14 protein-coding genes are annotated in these 16,887 nt (G+C 52.9%); 11 read left to right on the forward strand and 3 right to left on the reverse strand.

Annotated elements, in window-relative coordinates; genetic code table 11:
* From ACTH5D_RS13660 to yidD, 7 genes are all read left to right on the forward strand, one after another.
* On the forward strand, positions 1-1,455 hold a 1,455-nt coding region (locus ACTH5D_RS13660), incomplete at its 5' end, for a protein-disulfide reductase DsbD family protein (protein WP_441672161.1).
* 394 nt (positions 1,456-1,849) lie between these two features.
* Positions 1,850-2,686: a putative ATP-dependent zinc protease gene (locus ACTH5D_RS13665; protein WP_441672163.1), complete on the forward strand. Its 837-nt coding sequence runs from the start codon at positions 1,850-1,852 to the stop codon at positions 2,684-2,686.
* A 37-nt stretch (positions 2,687-2,723) separates the two neighbouring features.
* Positions 2,724-4,247, forward strand: a complete 1,524-nt coding sequence (locus ACTH5D_RS13670; RefSeq protein ID WP_441672165.1) for an inactive transglutaminase family protein — start codon at positions 2,724-2,726, stop codon at positions 4,245-4,247.
* Positions 4,244-5,242 carry an alpha-L-glutamate ligase-like protein gene (locus ACTH5D_RS13675; RefSeq protein ID WP_441672167.1) on the forward strand — a complete coding sequence of 333 codons (999 nt, stop codon included), beginning with the start codon at positions 4,244-4,246 and terminating at the stop codon, positions 5,240-5,242. The genes ACTH5D_RS13670 and ACTH5D_RS13675 overlap by 4 nt, the downstream gene beginning before the upstream one ends.
* 76 nt (positions 5,243-5,318) lie before the next feature.
* Positions 5,319-5,762, forward strand: coding sequence for a transcriptional repressor (locus ACTH5D_RS13680; protein ID WP_235042292.1), 444 nt, complete (start codon positions 5,319-5,321; stop codon positions 5,760-5,762).
* A gap of 24 nt (positions 5,763-5,786) precedes the next feature.
* Positions 5,787-6,263 carry a phosphoribosyl-AMP cyclohydrolase gene (gene hisI / locus ACTH5D_RS13685; protein ID WP_441672169.1) on the forward strand — a complete coding sequence of 159 codons (477 nt, stop codon included), beginning with the start codon at positions 5,787-5,789 and terminating at the stop codon, positions 6,261-6,263.
* A gap of 2 nt (positions 6,264-6,265) precedes the next feature.
* Positions 6,266-6,583 (forward strand): membrane protein insertion efficiency factor YidD, encoded by a 318-nt coding sequence (yidD, locus tag ACTH5D_RS13690; protein WP_441672171.1) that lies wholly within the window; start codon positions 6,266-6,268, stop codon positions 6,581-6,583.
* 16 nt (positions 6,584-6,599) lie between these two features.
* On the opposite strand, the gene ACTH5D_RS13695 is transcribed toward yidD, so the two are convergent.
* Both ACTH5D_RS13695 and ACTH5D_RS13700 read right to left on the reverse strand, forming a co-directional pair.
* Positions 6,600-7,016, reverse strand: coding sequence for a SufE family protein (locus ACTH5D_RS13695; protein ID WP_441672173.1), 417 nt, complete (start codon positions 7,014-7,016; stop codon positions 6,600-6,602).
* A 44-nt stretch (positions 7,017-7,060) separates the two neighbouring features.
* The gene (locus ACTH5D_RS13700; protein ID WP_441672185.1) at positions 7,061-8,161 is read right to left on the reverse strand and encodes a tyrosine-type recombinase/integrase; all 1,101 of its coding nucleotides are present in this window, start codon (positions 8,159-8,161) and stop codon (positions 7,061-7,063) included.
* A gap of 332 nt (positions 8,162-8,493) precedes the next feature.
* Between ACTH5D_RS13700 and ACTH5D_RS13705 the strand changes: the two genes are divergently transcribed.
* Both ACTH5D_RS13705 and ACTH5D_RS13710 read left to right on the forward strand, forming a co-directional pair.
* The gene (locus ACTH5D_RS13705; protein ID WP_441672175.1) at positions 8,494-9,549 is read left to right on the forward strand and encodes a DNA-binding protein; all 1,056 of its coding nucleotides are present in this window, start codon (positions 8,494-8,496) and stop codon (positions 9,547-9,549) included.
* 110 nt (positions 9,550-9,659) lie between these two features.
* On the forward strand, positions 9,660-10,622 hold the full coding sequence (locus ACTH5D_RS13710) for a phosphotransferase family protein (RefSeq protein WP_441672177.1): 963 nt from the start codon (positions 9,660-9,662) through the stop codon (positions 10,620-10,622).
* Between the two features lie 163 nt (positions 10,623-10,785).
* Here ACTH5D_RS13710 and nfuA read toward each other — a convergent pair whose 3' ends face one another.
* Positions 10,786-11,409, reverse strand: a complete 624-nt coding sequence (nfuA, locus tag ACTH5D_RS13715; protein WP_441672179.1) for a Fe-S biogenesis protein NfuA — start codon at positions 11,407-11,409, stop codon at positions 10,786-10,788.
* Positions 11,410-11,717: 308 nt separating this feature from the next.
* Between nfuA and metH the strand changes: the two genes are divergently transcribed.
* Together metH and ACTH5D_RS13725 are read left to right on the forward strand one after the other, a co-directional pair.
* The gene (metH, locus tag ACTH5D_RS13720) at positions 11,718-15,413 is read left to right on the forward strand and encodes a methionine synthase (RefSeq protein ID WP_441672181.1); all 3,696 of its coding nucleotides are present in this window, start codon (positions 11,718-11,720) and stop codon (positions 15,411-15,413) included.
* A 9-nt stretch (positions 15,414-15,422) separates the two neighbouring features.
* A complete protein-coding gene (locus tag ACTH5D_RS13725; RefSeq protein WP_441672183.1) occupies positions 15,423-16,754 on the forward strand; it encodes an MATE family efflux transporter in 1,332 nt (443 codons plus the stop codon).
* Positions 16,755-16,887: the final 133 nt, after the last annotated feature.

Consider the following 16,887-nt stretch of genomic DNA (forward strand, 5'->3'; position numbering starts at 1 on the left):
TTCAGCCGTGAAGACGATACGTTGATGGTCGAAACCAAGCTGTCAAAATCCTGGCTGGTAGATAGTCCGCCTGACGAGTTCGAGGCGCTGCTGTCATTGGGCACCGGTACCGGCCTGTCACTGGTTGGTCATAAAGGTGGGACGCCCGTAGCGAGCGCAAGCGGATCTCAAAGCTCTTCCATCGCAAGTGCCACCGGCCAAAGCAGTTTTCCTTTACTTCTGACAGCCTTTCTCGGTGCAATACTGGGCGGCGTTCTGCTCAACATTATGCCCTGCGTTTTCCCGATCCTCAGTCTCAAGGTACTTAGCCTTGCGCGTTTAACCGGGGGTGAGCGCGAAGCCCGGCGCGAGGCATTAGCCTATACCGCTGGAGTGGTGGTCGTTTGCTTACTACTTGGCGCAGCCATTATTGCCCTGCGCGCAGCAGGCACTCACGTTGGCTGGGCATTTCAACTGCAAGACCCACGGGTCATCGTGGTGCTGACACTGTTGACCGTAGCCATCGGCTTTAATCTGGCAGGCCTCTTTGAGCTGGGCTCTATCAATGCCGGTGGCAAGCTAGCAAGCCAGGACGGCGTGGCCGGTGCATTCTGGACAGGCGTGCTTGCTGCCTTCGTCGCAACGCCCTGCTCCGGCCCCTTTATGGCTACGGCTCTTGGCGCAGCCTTGGTACTTCCCACGTTTGCCGCCCTGACGGTGTTTGCGGGCCTGGGCTTGGGCATTGCCCTGCCGTTTTTGCTGCTTGCTTTCGTACCGGTGCTGCGTCGCCGCCTTCCTCGCCCTGGCCCTTGGCTTGCAAGCTTCCGGCATATCATGGCCATCCCCATGTTCCTAACCGCTCTAGCCTTGGCCTGGGTGCTTGGCCGCCAGCTCAACAACAACGGCATGATTGCGAGCCTTGCTCTGATCATGCTACTGGCGATAGGGCTTTGGTTCACCGGACTGCGCCAACGCAGCGCCAAGCGATTAAGCTGGCTTCCGGCAGGACTAGCGGCCGGACTCACGTTGATGGGCAGCGTCCTGGTTCCGGGTTCCTTTGCCCAGCAAGACGAAAGGGGCAATACGCTCACCAACTCAGCTGAAACACGCTCGCTCGACTTCGACGCGGGCCGCTTGGCCGATCTTCGACAACAAGAACACGCCATCTTCGTCTACTTTTCCGCAGACTGGTGCGTCACCTGTAAGATCAACGAACAGCGGGCAATCGATATACCCAGCACGCAGCAGGCATTTGAGCAGGCGGGTGTGATCACAATGAAGGGCGACTGGACCAATGGCGACCCCGCCATCACCACTTTTTTAGAGCAACACGGGCGCTCAGGAGTGCCTCTCTACTTATGGTACGCCCCAGGCGATGCAGATGCTGAAATTCTGTCACAGATTCTTGCGCCTAATGTTTTATCTGTATTAGCAAGCAAATCTGTTTTATCTGTATTAGCAAGCAAATCTGGTTAACTCAGTCTCGTATCTGGCATAGTTGGTGGCGACGCCGACACCCATAAGCCTTTGGATGAACAGCGCGTCTTTCCAAAAGAAAAAGCGCATTGTTTGACGAGTAACTCTCGGTCACGCTAGCTGCCTCTAACGCAGTGTTATAATACCCATCGCTGGCTCACGCGTTGGCACATATTCAGCCCTATAAACAAGCTTCATGGGTCGGCATATCTCTGATTTTGTTAATAACCTCGCTCTGTTCGGCCTCCTTGCTTCTATCCGATTCATGAGGTGTAGCCACTGCGCATAAGATACCCTAAGTAAAGTAGGTGTTCGAAAAATCTTAATGGCGTTGGACACTAGTCTCCCTTCTCCTTATCATCCTTCCACTTATTGTCCAAGGATATCACTCGTTATGCGCCCAGGTGTTTTTTGGCTAGTAGCTGGCTTGTCGCTCTCAATCGCAGGCTGTGCAGCAACCCAGCCGGAACCTAGTGGCCCGCCGCCGTTAAGTGAGGCGTCATTCAATTCACGTATCCTTGAGCTAGAAAGTCAACTGATGCAGCAATGCGATGCTCGCTCTGAGCTACAGTCGCGTCAACTTGACGAGCAGCAGGCTTTAACCGCGGATGTGCGTGAAGTGGGCAGCCTTCTGCGCTATCTGCGCCAAGACGTACAGCAGTTGGAAGCACGCGATGACGAGCCCGTCATCATTCGTGAAGAATGTGAAGTCGATGAAAGCTTAACCACTAAAACGCTGCTGGGTCGCAGCGAATGGGTGGGTTTGCCCAGCATAGGGACTTATCTTAAAGCGCGGGTGGATTCCGGTGCTAATACGTCATCTTTGTCTGCATCCGATATCACTCGGTTTGAGCGCGATGGTGAAGACTGGGTACGTTTCAAACTGGCGCTCAATGAGGACGATATTGCCGTTGAGGCTCAGCGAGATGAATGGATTGAAGCGCCGATAGTTCGTCGAGTGCGCATTGTTCAAGCCTCCGGCGAAGAGTCACGTCCGGTTATCTCATTATTAATGACGCTAGGCCCGATACGTGGAAACGTTGATTTTACACTCAATGATCGAACGCACCTTGATTACCCTGTGCTGCTTGGTCGGCGATTCTTGATGGATATCGCTTTGATCGATGTGGCCGATACGTACTTGCACGATCGACCTGAGTTTCCAGGTGGCGAGCCACCCGATCAAGCTGCTGAAGATGAAGCAGTTGATGAAGACGACACCGAAGAGTAACTGATCACCCTGGCGCTTTACCCTGAAAGGAATCTGCATGTCCCGGTTAATGTTTTATATTATTGTCGGCTTTTTATTAGTTGTTGGTATTGCGTCCAGCGTGCATCGCCATGTGCAGTTCGAAATCCCCTGGCTACCGGGTGAACAACGCCAGGTGTGGGAAATTGAGGCGGGCATTACTTTCAACGCCCAGAATGGGCCTGTGCAGGTCGATATGGCGCTGCCTTCCCATCAAGCAGGCTATCGAGTGTTAACCGAAAACACGGCTTCCTCAGGATATGGTCTTGCTTATCAGGCCGATGAGTTAGGCCGCACGGCACAGTGGACTATCCGTAACGCTGCGGGTAGCCAGCAGCTGTATTACTCGGTCCAGATGCTCGTATCTCAAGACGCCCGCTCTCCGATCCAAACACCGCCCGAATTAACTGCCGCAACGCCATGGGAAAGCCCCTATGATTCCGCTGCTAACCAGCTAATTGAACAAGCCTGGTCGCGTAGCGCTAATAACGCTACCTTTGCTCGTGAGCTTATTCGTGATGTTAACGGCGAGCGTCAGGAAGAAAATGCGCGGTTGCTGCTGTCGCAAGAAGCGCCTGCAGCTCTGGTAGTGCGCCTGCTTAATCAGTCTGGCGTATTAGCCCGTGAAGTCAGCGGTCTTATACTGGAGGACGGACGCCGCCGTCAAACGCTAAGCAGCTGGATTCAAGTCTTTGCCGATGACGGCGAGCAATGGTCTATCTTCAATCCCGCTACTGGCGAGCAAGGCAAGCCTGACAACCTGCTGCTTTGGGAAACAGGCGGCAGAGCGGTACTTGAAGTTCAAGGCGGCACTAATTCTCGGGTTTCATTCTCAATGATGACCCATGATCAGCCTGCATCCGCTGCGGTGCGTAATCATTACTCTGACGATACACTGCTAAATTTCTCTATTCATAGCCTGCCATTGGAAGAGCAGGCGCTGTTCCAGACTATCTTGCTTATCCCGATCGGTGCATTGATGGTAGTATTGTTGCGGGTGCTCGTGGGCCTTAAAACATCCGGTACTTTTATGCCGGTATTGATCGCCCTCGCCTTCATTCAAATCTCTCTTACCACTGGATTGATCGGCTTTTTACTGATCGTTACCATGGGTCTTATTATTCGTAACTACCTGTCCTATCTTAATTTACTGCTGGTGGCTAGGGTGTCAGCGGTCATCATTACGGTCATTGCGATTATTTCTATCTTTACCGTATTGGCCTACCGTATGGGACTCAGCGCTGGGCTTACCATCACCTTTTTCCCGATGATTATTCTCGCTTGGACTATCGAGCGGATGTCGATTTTATGGGAGGAAGAAGGTCCCAAGCAGGTGTTAATTCAAGGTGGCGGTAGCTTGGTAACGGCTGTCCTTGCTTACTTGGCGATGAACAATCCTTGGGTGCGCCATATCACGTTCAACTTTTTAGGTGTGCAGTTGATACTGATGGCACTGATTCTATTGCTGGGCAATTACACCGGTTATCGTTTGTTAGAGCTGCGCCGCTTTAAGCCAATCACTGACGACGAGAAGCTTTCATGAGTTGGTTGAAAAACTGGACCTGGCCAACACGTCTGCGCGATAAAGGTATTATCGGTATGAATCGGCGCAATATTCGCTATATTGGCCGCTATAATCGTCGCCGCCTTTATCCGCTTGTCGATGACAAGCTCAAGACTAAGTTGTTGGCTCAGCAGTATGGAATAACCACGCCAAAACTGATCGGTACTGTGACCACTCAGTTTGGCGTGAAGCACATTAGTGAAATGTTGGCTGGGCACGACGGGTTTGTCATCAAGCCTGCCAAAGGCAGCGGCGGTAAAGGCATACTGGTAATTGAGCATGTTGATGAAGATGGCTTCATTAAACCCAGCGGTATGCGTCAGTCCATTACCGATATTGAGCGCCATGTCTCGAACATTCTCTCAGGCCTCTATTCACTGGGCGGTTCGCCTGATGTGGCCTTGATTGAAACGCTGATTAACTTCGATGAAAGCTTGATGGACTATACCTATGAAGGCGTGCCCGACATCCGGGTAATTGTCTTTAAAGGCTATCCGGTAATGGCGATGATGCGCCTTTCTACCGCGGCATCCGATGGCAAAGCAAACCTGCACCAAGGTGCGGTGGGCGTTGGTTTAAATATTGCCACTGGCGCTGCACTGCGTGCCGTTCAATTTGATATGCCTTGTTTTAGCCATCCGGATACGGGGCACGACTTAGCAAGCTTAGTGGTTCCTCAGTGGGATACGCTGCTTCATTTAGCGGCAGGTTGTTATGAGATGACGGGGCTAGGCTATTTAGGTACCGACATGGTGTTAGATCGCGAGCATGGTCCGATGCTGCTTGAGCTTAACGCTCGCCCTGGTCTTGCCATTCAAATGACTAATGGCGAAGGTTTGCGACGCCGACTTGATCTTATTGAGCAGCAGCCAGACAATGTGCCAACTATTGAGCGCGTAGCCTTTGCACAGCATCATTTTGCGCGCCAGAGTGAATTAGTCGAAAGCAAAGACACCTCTTCTACGAATGCGTAAACTAGGTCTATAAACTTGGTCTATAAAAACTAGGTTCTAGTCGAAATTTACGCTGTTAGCGTTCACTGAGTTGCCCATGACCCAAGCGAATACATTACTACAGCAGGCTGAATCTCAGTGCCATATCCGTGGCGTGCGATTTACGCCCATTCGTCGGCGAGTATTGGAGTTAATTGCTGAAAATGGCGGTGGGCTGAAAGCTTATGATTTGCTTGATAAACTTTCCACTGAGCATGCCGCAGCTCGCCCACCGACCGTTTATCGTGCTTTGGAGTTCTTGATTGATCAGGGGCTTGTCCACCGCATTGAATCTTTGAATGCCTACGTAGCCTGTGCCTGTCCTGAGCATGCTCACGGTTTTCAACTGTTGATCTGCCGTCAATGTGGCTATGTGGAAGAGCTGCATTTAGATGCAATCAGCGAGCAGCTCGTCGCGCTTGCTCAAGGGCAAGGCTTCAAGATCGAGCGCCAAACTATTGAGCTACAGGGCCTTTGTCAGCGCTGTCGAGCCACTTCTTAATCGAATTGCTAGTGAGTATATTCAATGTCCCGTTTTGATCAGGTTGCGCCAGATGCTCTCTTTAAGCAGTTAGAGAGAGCGTCACCTGACGATAGCCTGCCCTCTGCCACCACCCTCCTCGCCGCTGTCAAGTTCAATGCTGATGGTTTAATTCCTGCCATTGCGCAGCAGCATGATTCAAAAGAAGTATTGATGATGGCCTGGATGAATCGCGCGGCATTAGAGGAGACGCTCTCGACTCGTCGCGTCTGTTATTTCTCGCGCTCGCGGCAAACGCTCTGGCGTAAAGGCGAGTCATCGGGTCAGCAGCAACAGCTAGTATCCGCAGCACTGGATTGCGATGCTGACACACTCCTTCTGTACGTCGATCAAACGGGCCCTGCCTGCCACACGGGTCGTCGCAGCTGCTTCTATATTGCGATAGATGAAAAGCAGGCTGTAATTACCAGTACGCCGTTAATCGACCCTGATCAACTGTACGGTAAAAAAAACGAGTCTTAGCAATGGCGCGCTGGAAATCAGCACTGCGATCAGGCCCGCGCTGGGCGTTAATGAAAGTAATGATTGGCTTGGTGAGAGTCTATCAGTATACGCTTAGCCCGTTACTGGGCCCTCGCTGCCGCTTCTGGCCTAGCTGCTCATCTTACACAATTGAGGCTATTCAGGTGCACGGCCCTTTTGCTGGTGGCTGGATGGCAATTAAGCGTATCGTTAAATGCCATCCTGGCCACGCAGGCGGCATGGACCCTGTTCCTGGGGGGCGAAGTGAGCAACTTTGCCGCGAGGACGATGACTCATGCTGTGAGCACCCTCCCCGCTAAGCAAGTTTTCTCACGGCTATTGTTGCTGCGCAACCAGATAAATTCTTTCTAGCATGGCATGCAAGCCATTGCTGCGCGTGGGCGAAAGATGTTTATCCAACCCTAAGTCGGCCAAAAAGTGAGGCTCGGTAGCGCGAATTTCAGCCGCCGTTCGCTCACTGTAAATGCGCAGCAGTATCGCAATAAGGCCAGAGACAATGGCGGCGTCCGACGTTGCCTTGAAAACTAGCTTATCGCCCTGTTCTTCATGGCGCATCCATACATTCGACTGACAGCCTTGTATTTTAAACTCCTCGATTTTCCAATCATCAGGGAAATCAGGTAGCTGTTTACCCATGTCGATAATATATTGATAGCGATCCATCCAATTGTCGAATATCTCGAAATCTTCAATCAGCTCTTGCTGGGCCAGCTCGGCGCCGGAAGTGCTCATGGTATGTCCTTCTAAATAGGGATTGCCTGCTTAAATGCTCTCTTTCAGAGATTATCAACCTGTTTATTATAACGGCTCAGAGGTGGGTTGAGGGAGTCATTGGTATCCGAATTGCCGTGCGGATGCTGCAGTCGATGCCGCTGCTGCTCGCGATGCCACTCGTCGTCTTCACTATGCAAATAGCGTGCGGTTGTTTCTAAGCGAGCGTGGCGGGCGCTTTCAGCTAAATGCCTTAGGCTAATGCCTGACTGGGCTTGATGAGTGATAGAGGTATGTCGTAACCAGTGTGGCGTCGCCTGGCGTAGTGCAGCAATGTGCGCAGGCTCGCCGCCTTGATCTTCAAGCGCATCCGACGCTTCTCGGAACGTGGCGCAAATCAGGCGATAAAGCTGGTTGTGGCCAAGGCCGCGCTGCCCATCCAGTGAGCGCAGCACCGGTGCTACAGCTTCCAGTTCGCTAGTATGCTCAGGCAAGCCAATCGCTTGGCGCCATTGGTGCAGGCATGCCCGCATGTCATCAGGTAGCGGAATGCGCGCTACTTTGTTGCCTTTACCCACCACGGACCACCACCACCGCCCTTCGCTGCGTTGGAAATCACCCATGCGGGCATCGGCCATTTCACTAATGCGTGGCGCAAGTAAATAGGCAAAGCCAAATATGAATTGTCGTCTTGCCTGTTCAAAATGAATGCGGCTATTTTTATCGTTCTCTAGCGGTATGTTCAGCCATTGCCACAGCCACGCCCATAGCTCCCTTTCCAAATAGCGCTCAATGCGCAGGGGTTGGTTATTCAGGCGTCTTGATTTGTCGCGCATCAAGCGAAACGGGTTATGGCTAACCCAGCCTGCTTCCACCAGCCAGCTAAACATTCCTTGCAGTATGACGAGACTCTGGCGCCGGCTAGGTGGTGATAACGGGCCGCGAAACGGGCGCCATGCTGGGTGCACGCGTGGCTTTGAAGGGCCAACCCACTGTTCGCTGGGCTGTGGATCGGCAAGAAATGCTTCAAAACGATGTAGCGTTTCACGATTTATATCAGGCAGCGTGAGCCCTTGGCTGCTTAGCCAAAGCAATAACCGCTCAGATTCACGCCGATACGCCTTAAACGTCTGGCTGCTATCTTTGTATTCCTTAAGCCATGCCATCACTGCCTGAGCATCATTTTTAGCAGCAATCCTGCCGCCAGCAGGTTCAGCTGTTAACACTTTGTTAAGCGTTATAAATTCTGCTTTGGTAAGAGGCTGTCTGTCCGGCATTAAACAATCCCCCCCTCTCTTTGGCTATGCAATCATTAGCGACGATGACAATGCCCCAAGTCTGCATCTATCGACACATAAACTCAAGATAATACGTGTAATCTTGAATTCACCCTCTAATAGATAAATAATATTACGTAAAATGTAATATGTAACAATTGCCTTTCATCCGAATTATCACGACAATAGGAGTACAAATTTAGTCAAAAAAGGAAAGCTCGATGGCCCGCAACGGCATTCAGTACAGCGATGTGCAGCAAGCCATAGATGTGCTGCTGGCGCGTGGCGACAATCCCAGCGTACAGCGCATCCGTGATGTTTTAGGCACCGGCAGCTTTACGACGATTAGCGAGCACTTCCGGCTATGGCGCAGCGAGCGCGAACAAAGTCGCGATGTTCCCCCGCCCAAAGGCGTGCCCGAGGCTGTAGTGACGGCGGCTAGCCAGCTATGGCAAGAAGCTCAAGAAGCCGCAAATCAAGCGCTAGTGCATTACCGCGAAGAAGCGAATCGACAGGTAGAGGCCGCCCAGCAGGCAGAGCAAGAAGCCGGTCGACAAGCGGCTGATGCCGAGCAGCGTGAAAGCGCCCTCGCCGAACATCTACGCCACGTTGAGCAGCGTATGGAAGCGCTCAACCGTGAGCTGGCGGCCAGTCAGACAAACGAGCATCACTGGCAACAGCTAGCCCAAGCGGCGCGCGATGAAGGCGTTCAGCTAAAACAAGCACATCAGCACTTGCTGAAACAGGCAGAGGAGAATGCGCAGGCTCAGGCGGACGAGCTTAACCAGCAGCGTTTAGCCGCAGAGCAGCGTCTTGGACAAGAAGAACAGCGCCACGAAGCCGCTGAAGGCAGGCTAATGGCGATGCTAGATACGGCACAGCAAGCCCGGACACAAGAGGAAAAGGCGTATCAAAAGCGTCTTATTCAGAGCCAGCAACGCATAGAGACGCTAAGCGAAGAGCTAAACGCTAAGCAGCAGGCCATGCACCAAATGCAGCTCGACGCCGGTGAACGAGAGCAGCAATTTAGCGAGCATGAGCAGCAAATCACTACGCTAACGAAAGAGCACCATGCTTTAGTGGAGCAGTTAAGCCAAGCCCAGTCAGCCCTTGAGCAGCAGGCCCAGCAGCATGCGCAGAATGAGGACTCGCTCCAGAAGGAGTGGCAAGCAGAGCTTTGGAGCCGGATGGAAGCGTTACAGCAGCAGTTGACGGAGTTGCCAGCGTCGCTAGCTGATAAAGGGGGACTACAGAATTCGGAAAAAATCGTACGCTAAGGTTTTCTGAGCTTTTGTAGGGTCTGCGCCAAATTCGTCAGGAAATGGTCAAGCTTTGGCTTGCCGAGCACTCGGACTGACCACAACTGATTCACAATGGAAAAATGACTATGACGGAGTCCAGTAAAAGTATTCATCCGCTCGACCAGCATCGTGACCCGACCAGCACAGCGCTTGTCCGGAGCTTGGCCGCTAAGGTGGCGGCTCTCTATGGTGGCGAACTCGCGCGAATGCAGCGAGCCAATGGATACTCGAACGCGACCTGGGTCGGTAATGGCATCGCCGTGCGGATTGCGCATACAGCTGTCGATATGGCACGCGAGGTTGCGTTCGTGCGCGCTCTTCCGAAAGAGGTCGGGCACCCCGAAATCCTTGGAGAGGGCATTATCGAGGGCCACGGCTGGATCGTGAGCGCGGAGGTTCGCGGCCAGAACCTACACGAGGCGTGGCCGGCGCTGACGCCTGCGCAGCGGGGAGCGGCGGTCCGTCAGCTATGGGCTCGGGCTCAGGTCGTACACGACGTGAGCCCGTCGCTCAGGAAGCATGTCGCATCTCATGGGGGGTTCATACCGGCTACGCTTGATTCTGCCATCGAGGCGGCTAACCGTGTCGAAATAAAGCTGGGACTTTCCAGTGCCCAGCAGTCGCAGCTCCATAAGGTCATAGAGGGTTACTTCCGGGCTGCATCTTTGGTAGAACAAACCGCCAACCATGGCGACCTCGCGCTGATGAATGCCTTATGGGAAGGAGAGGTCGTCGCCCTGCTGGACTTTGAGTTCGCCGTGCTCGGTCCCGTCGAGATCGACCTGTGCCGGCTGGTATGCGAGGCCTGCGTATCCGACGATGGCTATCGGGTTGATTCGGAAGCAGGAAACGCGGCCATTGAAATCGCCGCTCGTCATATGGATCCGATTCATGGTCTTGCGCTTATCCATGGCGCAGCGATTCTCGACCAACTGCGAGATATTGACATCTGGAAAGCCCCTGAGAGTATCGAGGACTGGCGCCCGTGCCGGCTGCTCGCTGGCCTACTCAGCGTAGACGGCGGCTATCTCGCTCCGCTACTCAGGTAGCCGATCCGTAATTACCGATCTTGCCTAACTCTCGGCCTCTGAGCGCGACACTCTGCTTGCCCTGCGCTTATGAAAACACCCAGCACGGTGGCTGGGCGTTTTGTTCAACGGCTATAGCTTATCAACATCGATAACTAGTCAATGACAGCAGCTTCCTGGCGTATTACTGATAATAGGCGTTGGTGGTATCAGAGTGGTCGGTGACGTCGCGGATGCCGGCAAGTTCTGGGATGCGCTCCATCAAGGTTTTTTCTACCCCGTCTTTCAAAGTTAAATCAACCGCTGAGCAGCCCTGGCAACCGCCGCCGAAAGCTAAGACCGCGTATTGCTGCTCGGTTAGCTCTATTAATTTTATCTCACCACCGTGTGCTGCCAGCCCGGGATTGATCTCGCTGTAAAGAACGTAATTAATACGGTCTTCAAGCGGGCTATCGGCGTTAACCTTGGGCATTTTGGCGTTCGGTGCTTTGATCGTCAGTTGGCCGCCCATACGGTCCGCGTTAAAATCGACGACCGCCTCTTCCAAAAAGGCCAGGCTGTTCTTATCGAGGAAAACGTTGATTTTCTCGAGTTCCAGCGTGACGTCGGTGGGCTCTTCTTCACCTGGGCGGCAGTAAGCCAGGCAGGTTTCCGCGTACGGCGTACCTGGCTGAGTAATAAAGATGCGCACTGCAATACCTTCTACGTTTTGCTTTTCAAGCAATTCGGAAAGATATTCCTGAGCACTATTAGTTATATCGATACCTTGGGTATCGACGCTGGTGTTTTTTTCGCTAGTCGTGGTCATGAGGGGTATCTTCCTCCTGTGGTAGTGGCTAAGCCTAATGACTGAACCACTTCACATGTCATTTGTTGCTATGGTAAGCAAAACATCGCTCTGACACAATCCCGAGTAATTTAGTAGGCTATTTAAAAGATGACTTTATGTCGGTAGATGATCACCTGTCTGTCTCACCGGCATTATCTGGCGGCCCTTAGAGGCGCCTTTTGTACTCCCTTTTGTTATCATTACGCGCCGCTTAACCACTGATGCTGCTTTTCCGACGATAACAACATCCCCTTTGACGACTGTGACGCTGGAGAATTCACCCTGCCATGGCTGATAGTGCTTTGATCGCAACCCTCACCCAACGCCTTACCCAACGCATCCTGATTCTGGACGGCGGCATGGGCACCATGCTGCAGAATGCCCAGCTGAGCGAGGAAGATTTTCGTGGTGAACGATTCAGCGATTGGCCCTCGGACCTCAAAGGCAATAACGATCTACTAGCGCTCACCTGCCCCGATTTAGTCACGCGTATTCACCGCGACTACCTGGAGGCCGGTGCCGATATTATTGAGACCAATACGTTTAACAGCACTCAGCTGTCACAGTCTGATTACGGGATGGAAGCGCTGGTCGTAGAGCTCAACTATGAATCGGCACGCCTGGCGCGCGAGGTCTGCGATGCGGTCGCGGCTGAAACCGGCGTGCCCCGCTATGTTGCTGGCGTGCTAGGCCCTACGTCGCGTACGGCGTCTCTATCGCCAGATGTTAATGATCCCGCCAAGCGCAACGTGACCTTTGATGCGCTGCGTGAAAATTACTATGAGGCTGCCGAAGCACTCATTGCTGGCGGCGCTGACCTGATTATGATCGAAACGATCTTCGATACGCTCAACGCAAAAGCGGCTATTTATGCGTTAGAAGAGCTATTTGATGATCGTGGTGAAAGACTGCCAGTGATGATCTCGGGCACCATCACAGACGCCTCTGGGCGCACGCTTTCAGGCCAAACCACCGAGGCGTTTTGGAACTCAGTACGCCACGCTCAGCCGCTTTCCGTAGGATTAAACTGCGCGCTGGGTGCTGAGGAGCTGCGCCCTTATGTGGAGGAGCTATCCAAAAAGGCTGACACCTTCGTATCGGCGCACCCCAATGCTGGGCTTCCCAACGAGTTTGGTGAGTATGACCAGACGGCTGAGGAGATGTCTGAGATTGTCAGCGAGTTCGCTGCCAGCGGCATGGTCAACATCATTGGCGGTTGCTGCGGTTCGACGCCAGACCATATTCGCGCCATTGCCGACTCCGTTCGCCATATGGCACCCCGCGTTGTTCCCGAGCTTAGCCATGCTTGCCGTTTATCAGGGCTTGAGCCGTTCAATATCCAAGCCGACTCGTTATTCGTCAACGTTGGTGAGCGCACTAACGTCACCGGTTCGGCACGTTTTAAGCGACTGATTGTTGAAGAAGATTTTACTACGGCGTTAGAAGTCGCCCTTGAGCAGGTAGAGAACGGCGCTCAGGTGATTGATATCAACATGGACGAGGGTATGCTTGAATCTAAGGAAGCCATGGAGCGCTTTCTTAATCTCATTGCCGGTGAGCCTGATATTGCCCGTGTGCCTATTATGATCGACTCCTCCAAGTGGGAGATCATCGAAGCAGGCCTGAAGTGCGTCCAAGGCAAGGCGGTCGTTAACTCCATTTCATTAAAAGAGGGAGAGGCCGCCTTCCGCGAACAGGCGACCAAATGCCGGCGTTTTGGTGCTGCTATTGTGGTAATGGCTTTTGATGAAGAAGGCCAAGCGGATACTTTTGCGCGTAAAACCGAAATTTGTCAGCGTGCCTATCGTTTGCTGGTGGACGAGATTGGCTTCCCTGCTGAAGACATTATTTTTGATCCTAATATTTTTGCCATCGCGACAGGTATTGAAGAGCACAATAACTACGCGGTCGACTTTATTGAAGCCACTCAATGGATTCGTGACAACCTGCCCCACGCCATGATTTCAGGCGGTGTTTCCAACGTCTCGTTCTCGTTTCGTGGTAATAATGCGGTGCGCGAAGCGATTCACTCGGCGTTTCTATATCATGCTATTCGTGCGGGTCTCAGCATGGGCATCGTCAATGCGGGCCAGCTAGCCGTGTACGACGACTTGCCTGCAGAGCTGCGCGATGCGGTTGAAGATGTGGTGTTAAACCGCCGCAGCGACGGTACTGAACGCCTGCTCGATATTGCCGATAAGTTTAAAGGAGACGGTAGCGGCGCGCCCAAAAAAGAAGACCTTGAATGGCGTAGCTGGCCGGTCAATAAGCGTATTGAACACGCGCTTGTGAAAGGTATTACGGTTTATATAGAAGGCGATGCTGAAGAAGCCCGTAGCCAAGCCAAGCGCCCTATCGAAGTCATCGAAGGTCCGTTAATGGACGGTATGAACGTCGTTGGCGACCTCTTCGGCGACGGGAAAATGTTTTTGCCCCAGGTCGTTAAGTCCGCGCGGGTGATGAAACAGGCCGTGGCTTATCTGATTCCTTTTATTGAAGCCGAGAAAAGCGAGCAGGTGAAAGCCAAAGGCAAGATCGTAATGGCAACGGTAAAGGGCGATGTTCACGATATTGGTAAAAACATTGTCGGCGTGGTGCTGCAGTGCAATAACTACGAAGTGATTGATCTTGGCGTGATGGTGCCCGCTGATAAAATTTTGCAGGCAGCGAAAGATCATAACGCCGATATTATCGGCCTTTCTGGCCTCATTACGCCGTCGCTGGATGAAATGGTCAGCGTGGCCAAAGAAATGCAGCGCCGCGGCATGGATTTACCGCTGTTGATTGGTGGTGCAACGACATCTAAGGCCCACACAGCGGTCAAAATTGAGCCTCAATATGAGCACCCGGTCATTTATGTCACCGATGCCTCGCGCGCAGTAGGCGTTGCGGGGCGGCTGCTCTCTTCTGCACAAAAGCCCGCCTATGTGGCTGACATTCGCGAAGAGTATGAAAAAGTTCGTGAGCGTAACGCTAAGCGCCGCCCCAAAGCGGCAGACCTTGATTATACTCAAGCGCGCAAGCGACGTTTTCGCACTGACTGGAGTAACCACACGCCCGCCCAGCCCACAATGATTGGATTAAAAACCTTCGATAACTATGACCTTGAAGAGCTCGTGGCGTTTATCGACTGGACGCCTTTCTTTATGAGCTGGCAGCTCGCGGGTAAGTATCCCAAAATTCTTAATGATGACGTTGTTGGTGAAGCTGCGCGCAACCTGTTTGAAGATGCGAAAAGCATGTTGCGTAAGTTAATTGATGAAAAGCGCGTGCAGGCACGGGGCGTTATTGGGCTTTGGCCTGCCAATAGCGTTGATGATGACGTGATTGAGGTTTATGCCGACGAGTCGCGCAGCGAAGTCGTTGAGCGCCTCCATCATATTCGCCAGCAAACGACAAAAGGCCGCGACGGCATTTGCTACAGCTTGGCTGACTTTATTGCCCCCAAGGAAAGCGGCAAAGCCGATTGGATTGGCGGCTTTGCGGTGACCACCGGCCACGGTGTCGATGAGCTGTCTAAAGCCTATGGGGCGGCGGGTGACGACTATAACGCGATTATGGTTCAGGCATTAACGGATCGCCTCGCAGAAGCCTTTGCTGAACGTATGCATGAGCGTGTACGTAAGGAATTCTGGGGCTATGTGCCAGAAGAAGTATTGGATAACGAGGCGTTAATTGCTGAGAAATACCAGGGTATTCGCCCTGCTCCCGGCTACCCGGCCTGTCCTGATCATACTGAGAAAGCCACGCTGTTTAGAATGCTCAATGCGACCGAGAACACTGGCCTAGCATTAACTGAAAGCTTTGCTATGTGGCCTGCTGCTGCCGTTGCGGGCTGGTACTTTGCTCATCCGCAGTCGAAATATTTTTCGACCGGTAAAATCACCCGTGACCAGGTTGAGACAATCGCTGCCCGTAAGCCCATGCCGCTTGAGGAGATGGAGCGCTGGCTTTCACCGGTGCTTTCCTACGACCCAAGCTGATTGGCATCGATGGGTCTATTTGTCACTCGCCGTCATGGTAAGGTCATTCGTTTAGCCCTGCCGATTATGTTGGGCATGCTGTCACAAAGCGTACTCAACTTGATCGACGCGGCGCTTGTAGGGCGGCTGGGTGAAGTCGCCTTGGCCGGTGTTGGCGTGGGCGGCTACGCGATGTTTATGCTCACCGCTGTTGTCTTTGGTCTCTCCTCCAGCGTGCAGTCACAGACGGCCCAGCGTGCCGGCTTATCCGCCGTAGAACGCTACCATCCGCTGCAGTCAGGGTTAATGATAGGCGCTGCGATGGCGCTTCCGCTATCGATATTGGCATGGTGGCAGGCGCCTTGTTTAATTGGCTTTATCACTCAGGCGCCGGATGTACATGCGGTTGCCGTTGACTACTTCCGTTGGCGGGTCATCTCGCTACCGGCCATTGCGCTAACGCTATGTTTTCGTGGCTACTGGAATGGTCGTCAGCAGACGCAGCTTTATTTGCAGATTATTGTGGCGGTGCACCTGCTGAATGTCGTCGCTAGTGCGGGCCTGATCTACGGCGTTGCCGGCCTGCCACATATGGGGGCAAGCGGTGCTGGTGCAGGTACGACCCTATCGCTGTTTGTCGGCTTGGTAGTGTGGAGCCGGATTAGCTTGAAAAGTGCATTCAATACGCATTTTTTGACATGTCTACCTAGCTTCGCCACGCTACGCTCAACGCTCGCATTGGCCATACCGCATTCTATCCAGCAGCTTTGGTTCGCTGCGGGCTATGCCGTTTTATTCTGGCTATTAAGTCAGCTAGGCACTGCTAGCGTTGCCGTTGGACATGTCCTAATTAATCTATCGCTCCTGCTAATTTTGCCGGGTGTCGGCGTTGGCGTTGCCGCGATGAGTTTAGTGGGCGAAGCCCTAGGGCGAGATGCCCAGCGCGAAGCGCATCAGTGGGGCCTGGATGCGCTTCGCGTGGCCTGGCTGCTGCTGTTATTGTTGGCGCTGCCTATGCTGCTAATGCCTGAAAAGATACTCAGCACCTTCTTTAGCAGCCCAGAACTCATCGCTATGGGCGCCGTGCCACTTCAGCTAACAGGTGTGATGATTGTGATGGATGCGGCGGCGCTGGTGCTTGCTCAGGCGTTAATGGGCGCTGGCGCTCAACGCACTGTCATGATGCTAACCGTGGGTATGCAGTGGCTGTTTTTTCTACCGCTGGCCTGCTGGGTTGGTATTGGCTTAGGGCATGGCTTATTAGGTGTATGGCTGGTGCAGTTATTATACCGGCTGGTTAACTCGATAGGGTTTGTGTGGGTCTGGCAGCGCCGTCGCTGGGCCTCAATGGATTTTAAATAGCTTTTAGAACTAAAAAGATAATTATATATTCTTTTGTAGAATATGATGCCCGCGTTAAGGTGGTACTACACTAACCCCCCGTCTCAACGTGACCATTTCGCTTTTTAGCAGGATCGTGCCACATGTACCGTTA

It is taken from the genome of Halomonas sp. (genome assembly GCF_052095695.1).
GTDB lineage: Bacteria > Pseudomonadota > Gammaproteobacteria > Pseudomonadales > Halomonadaceae > Vreelandella.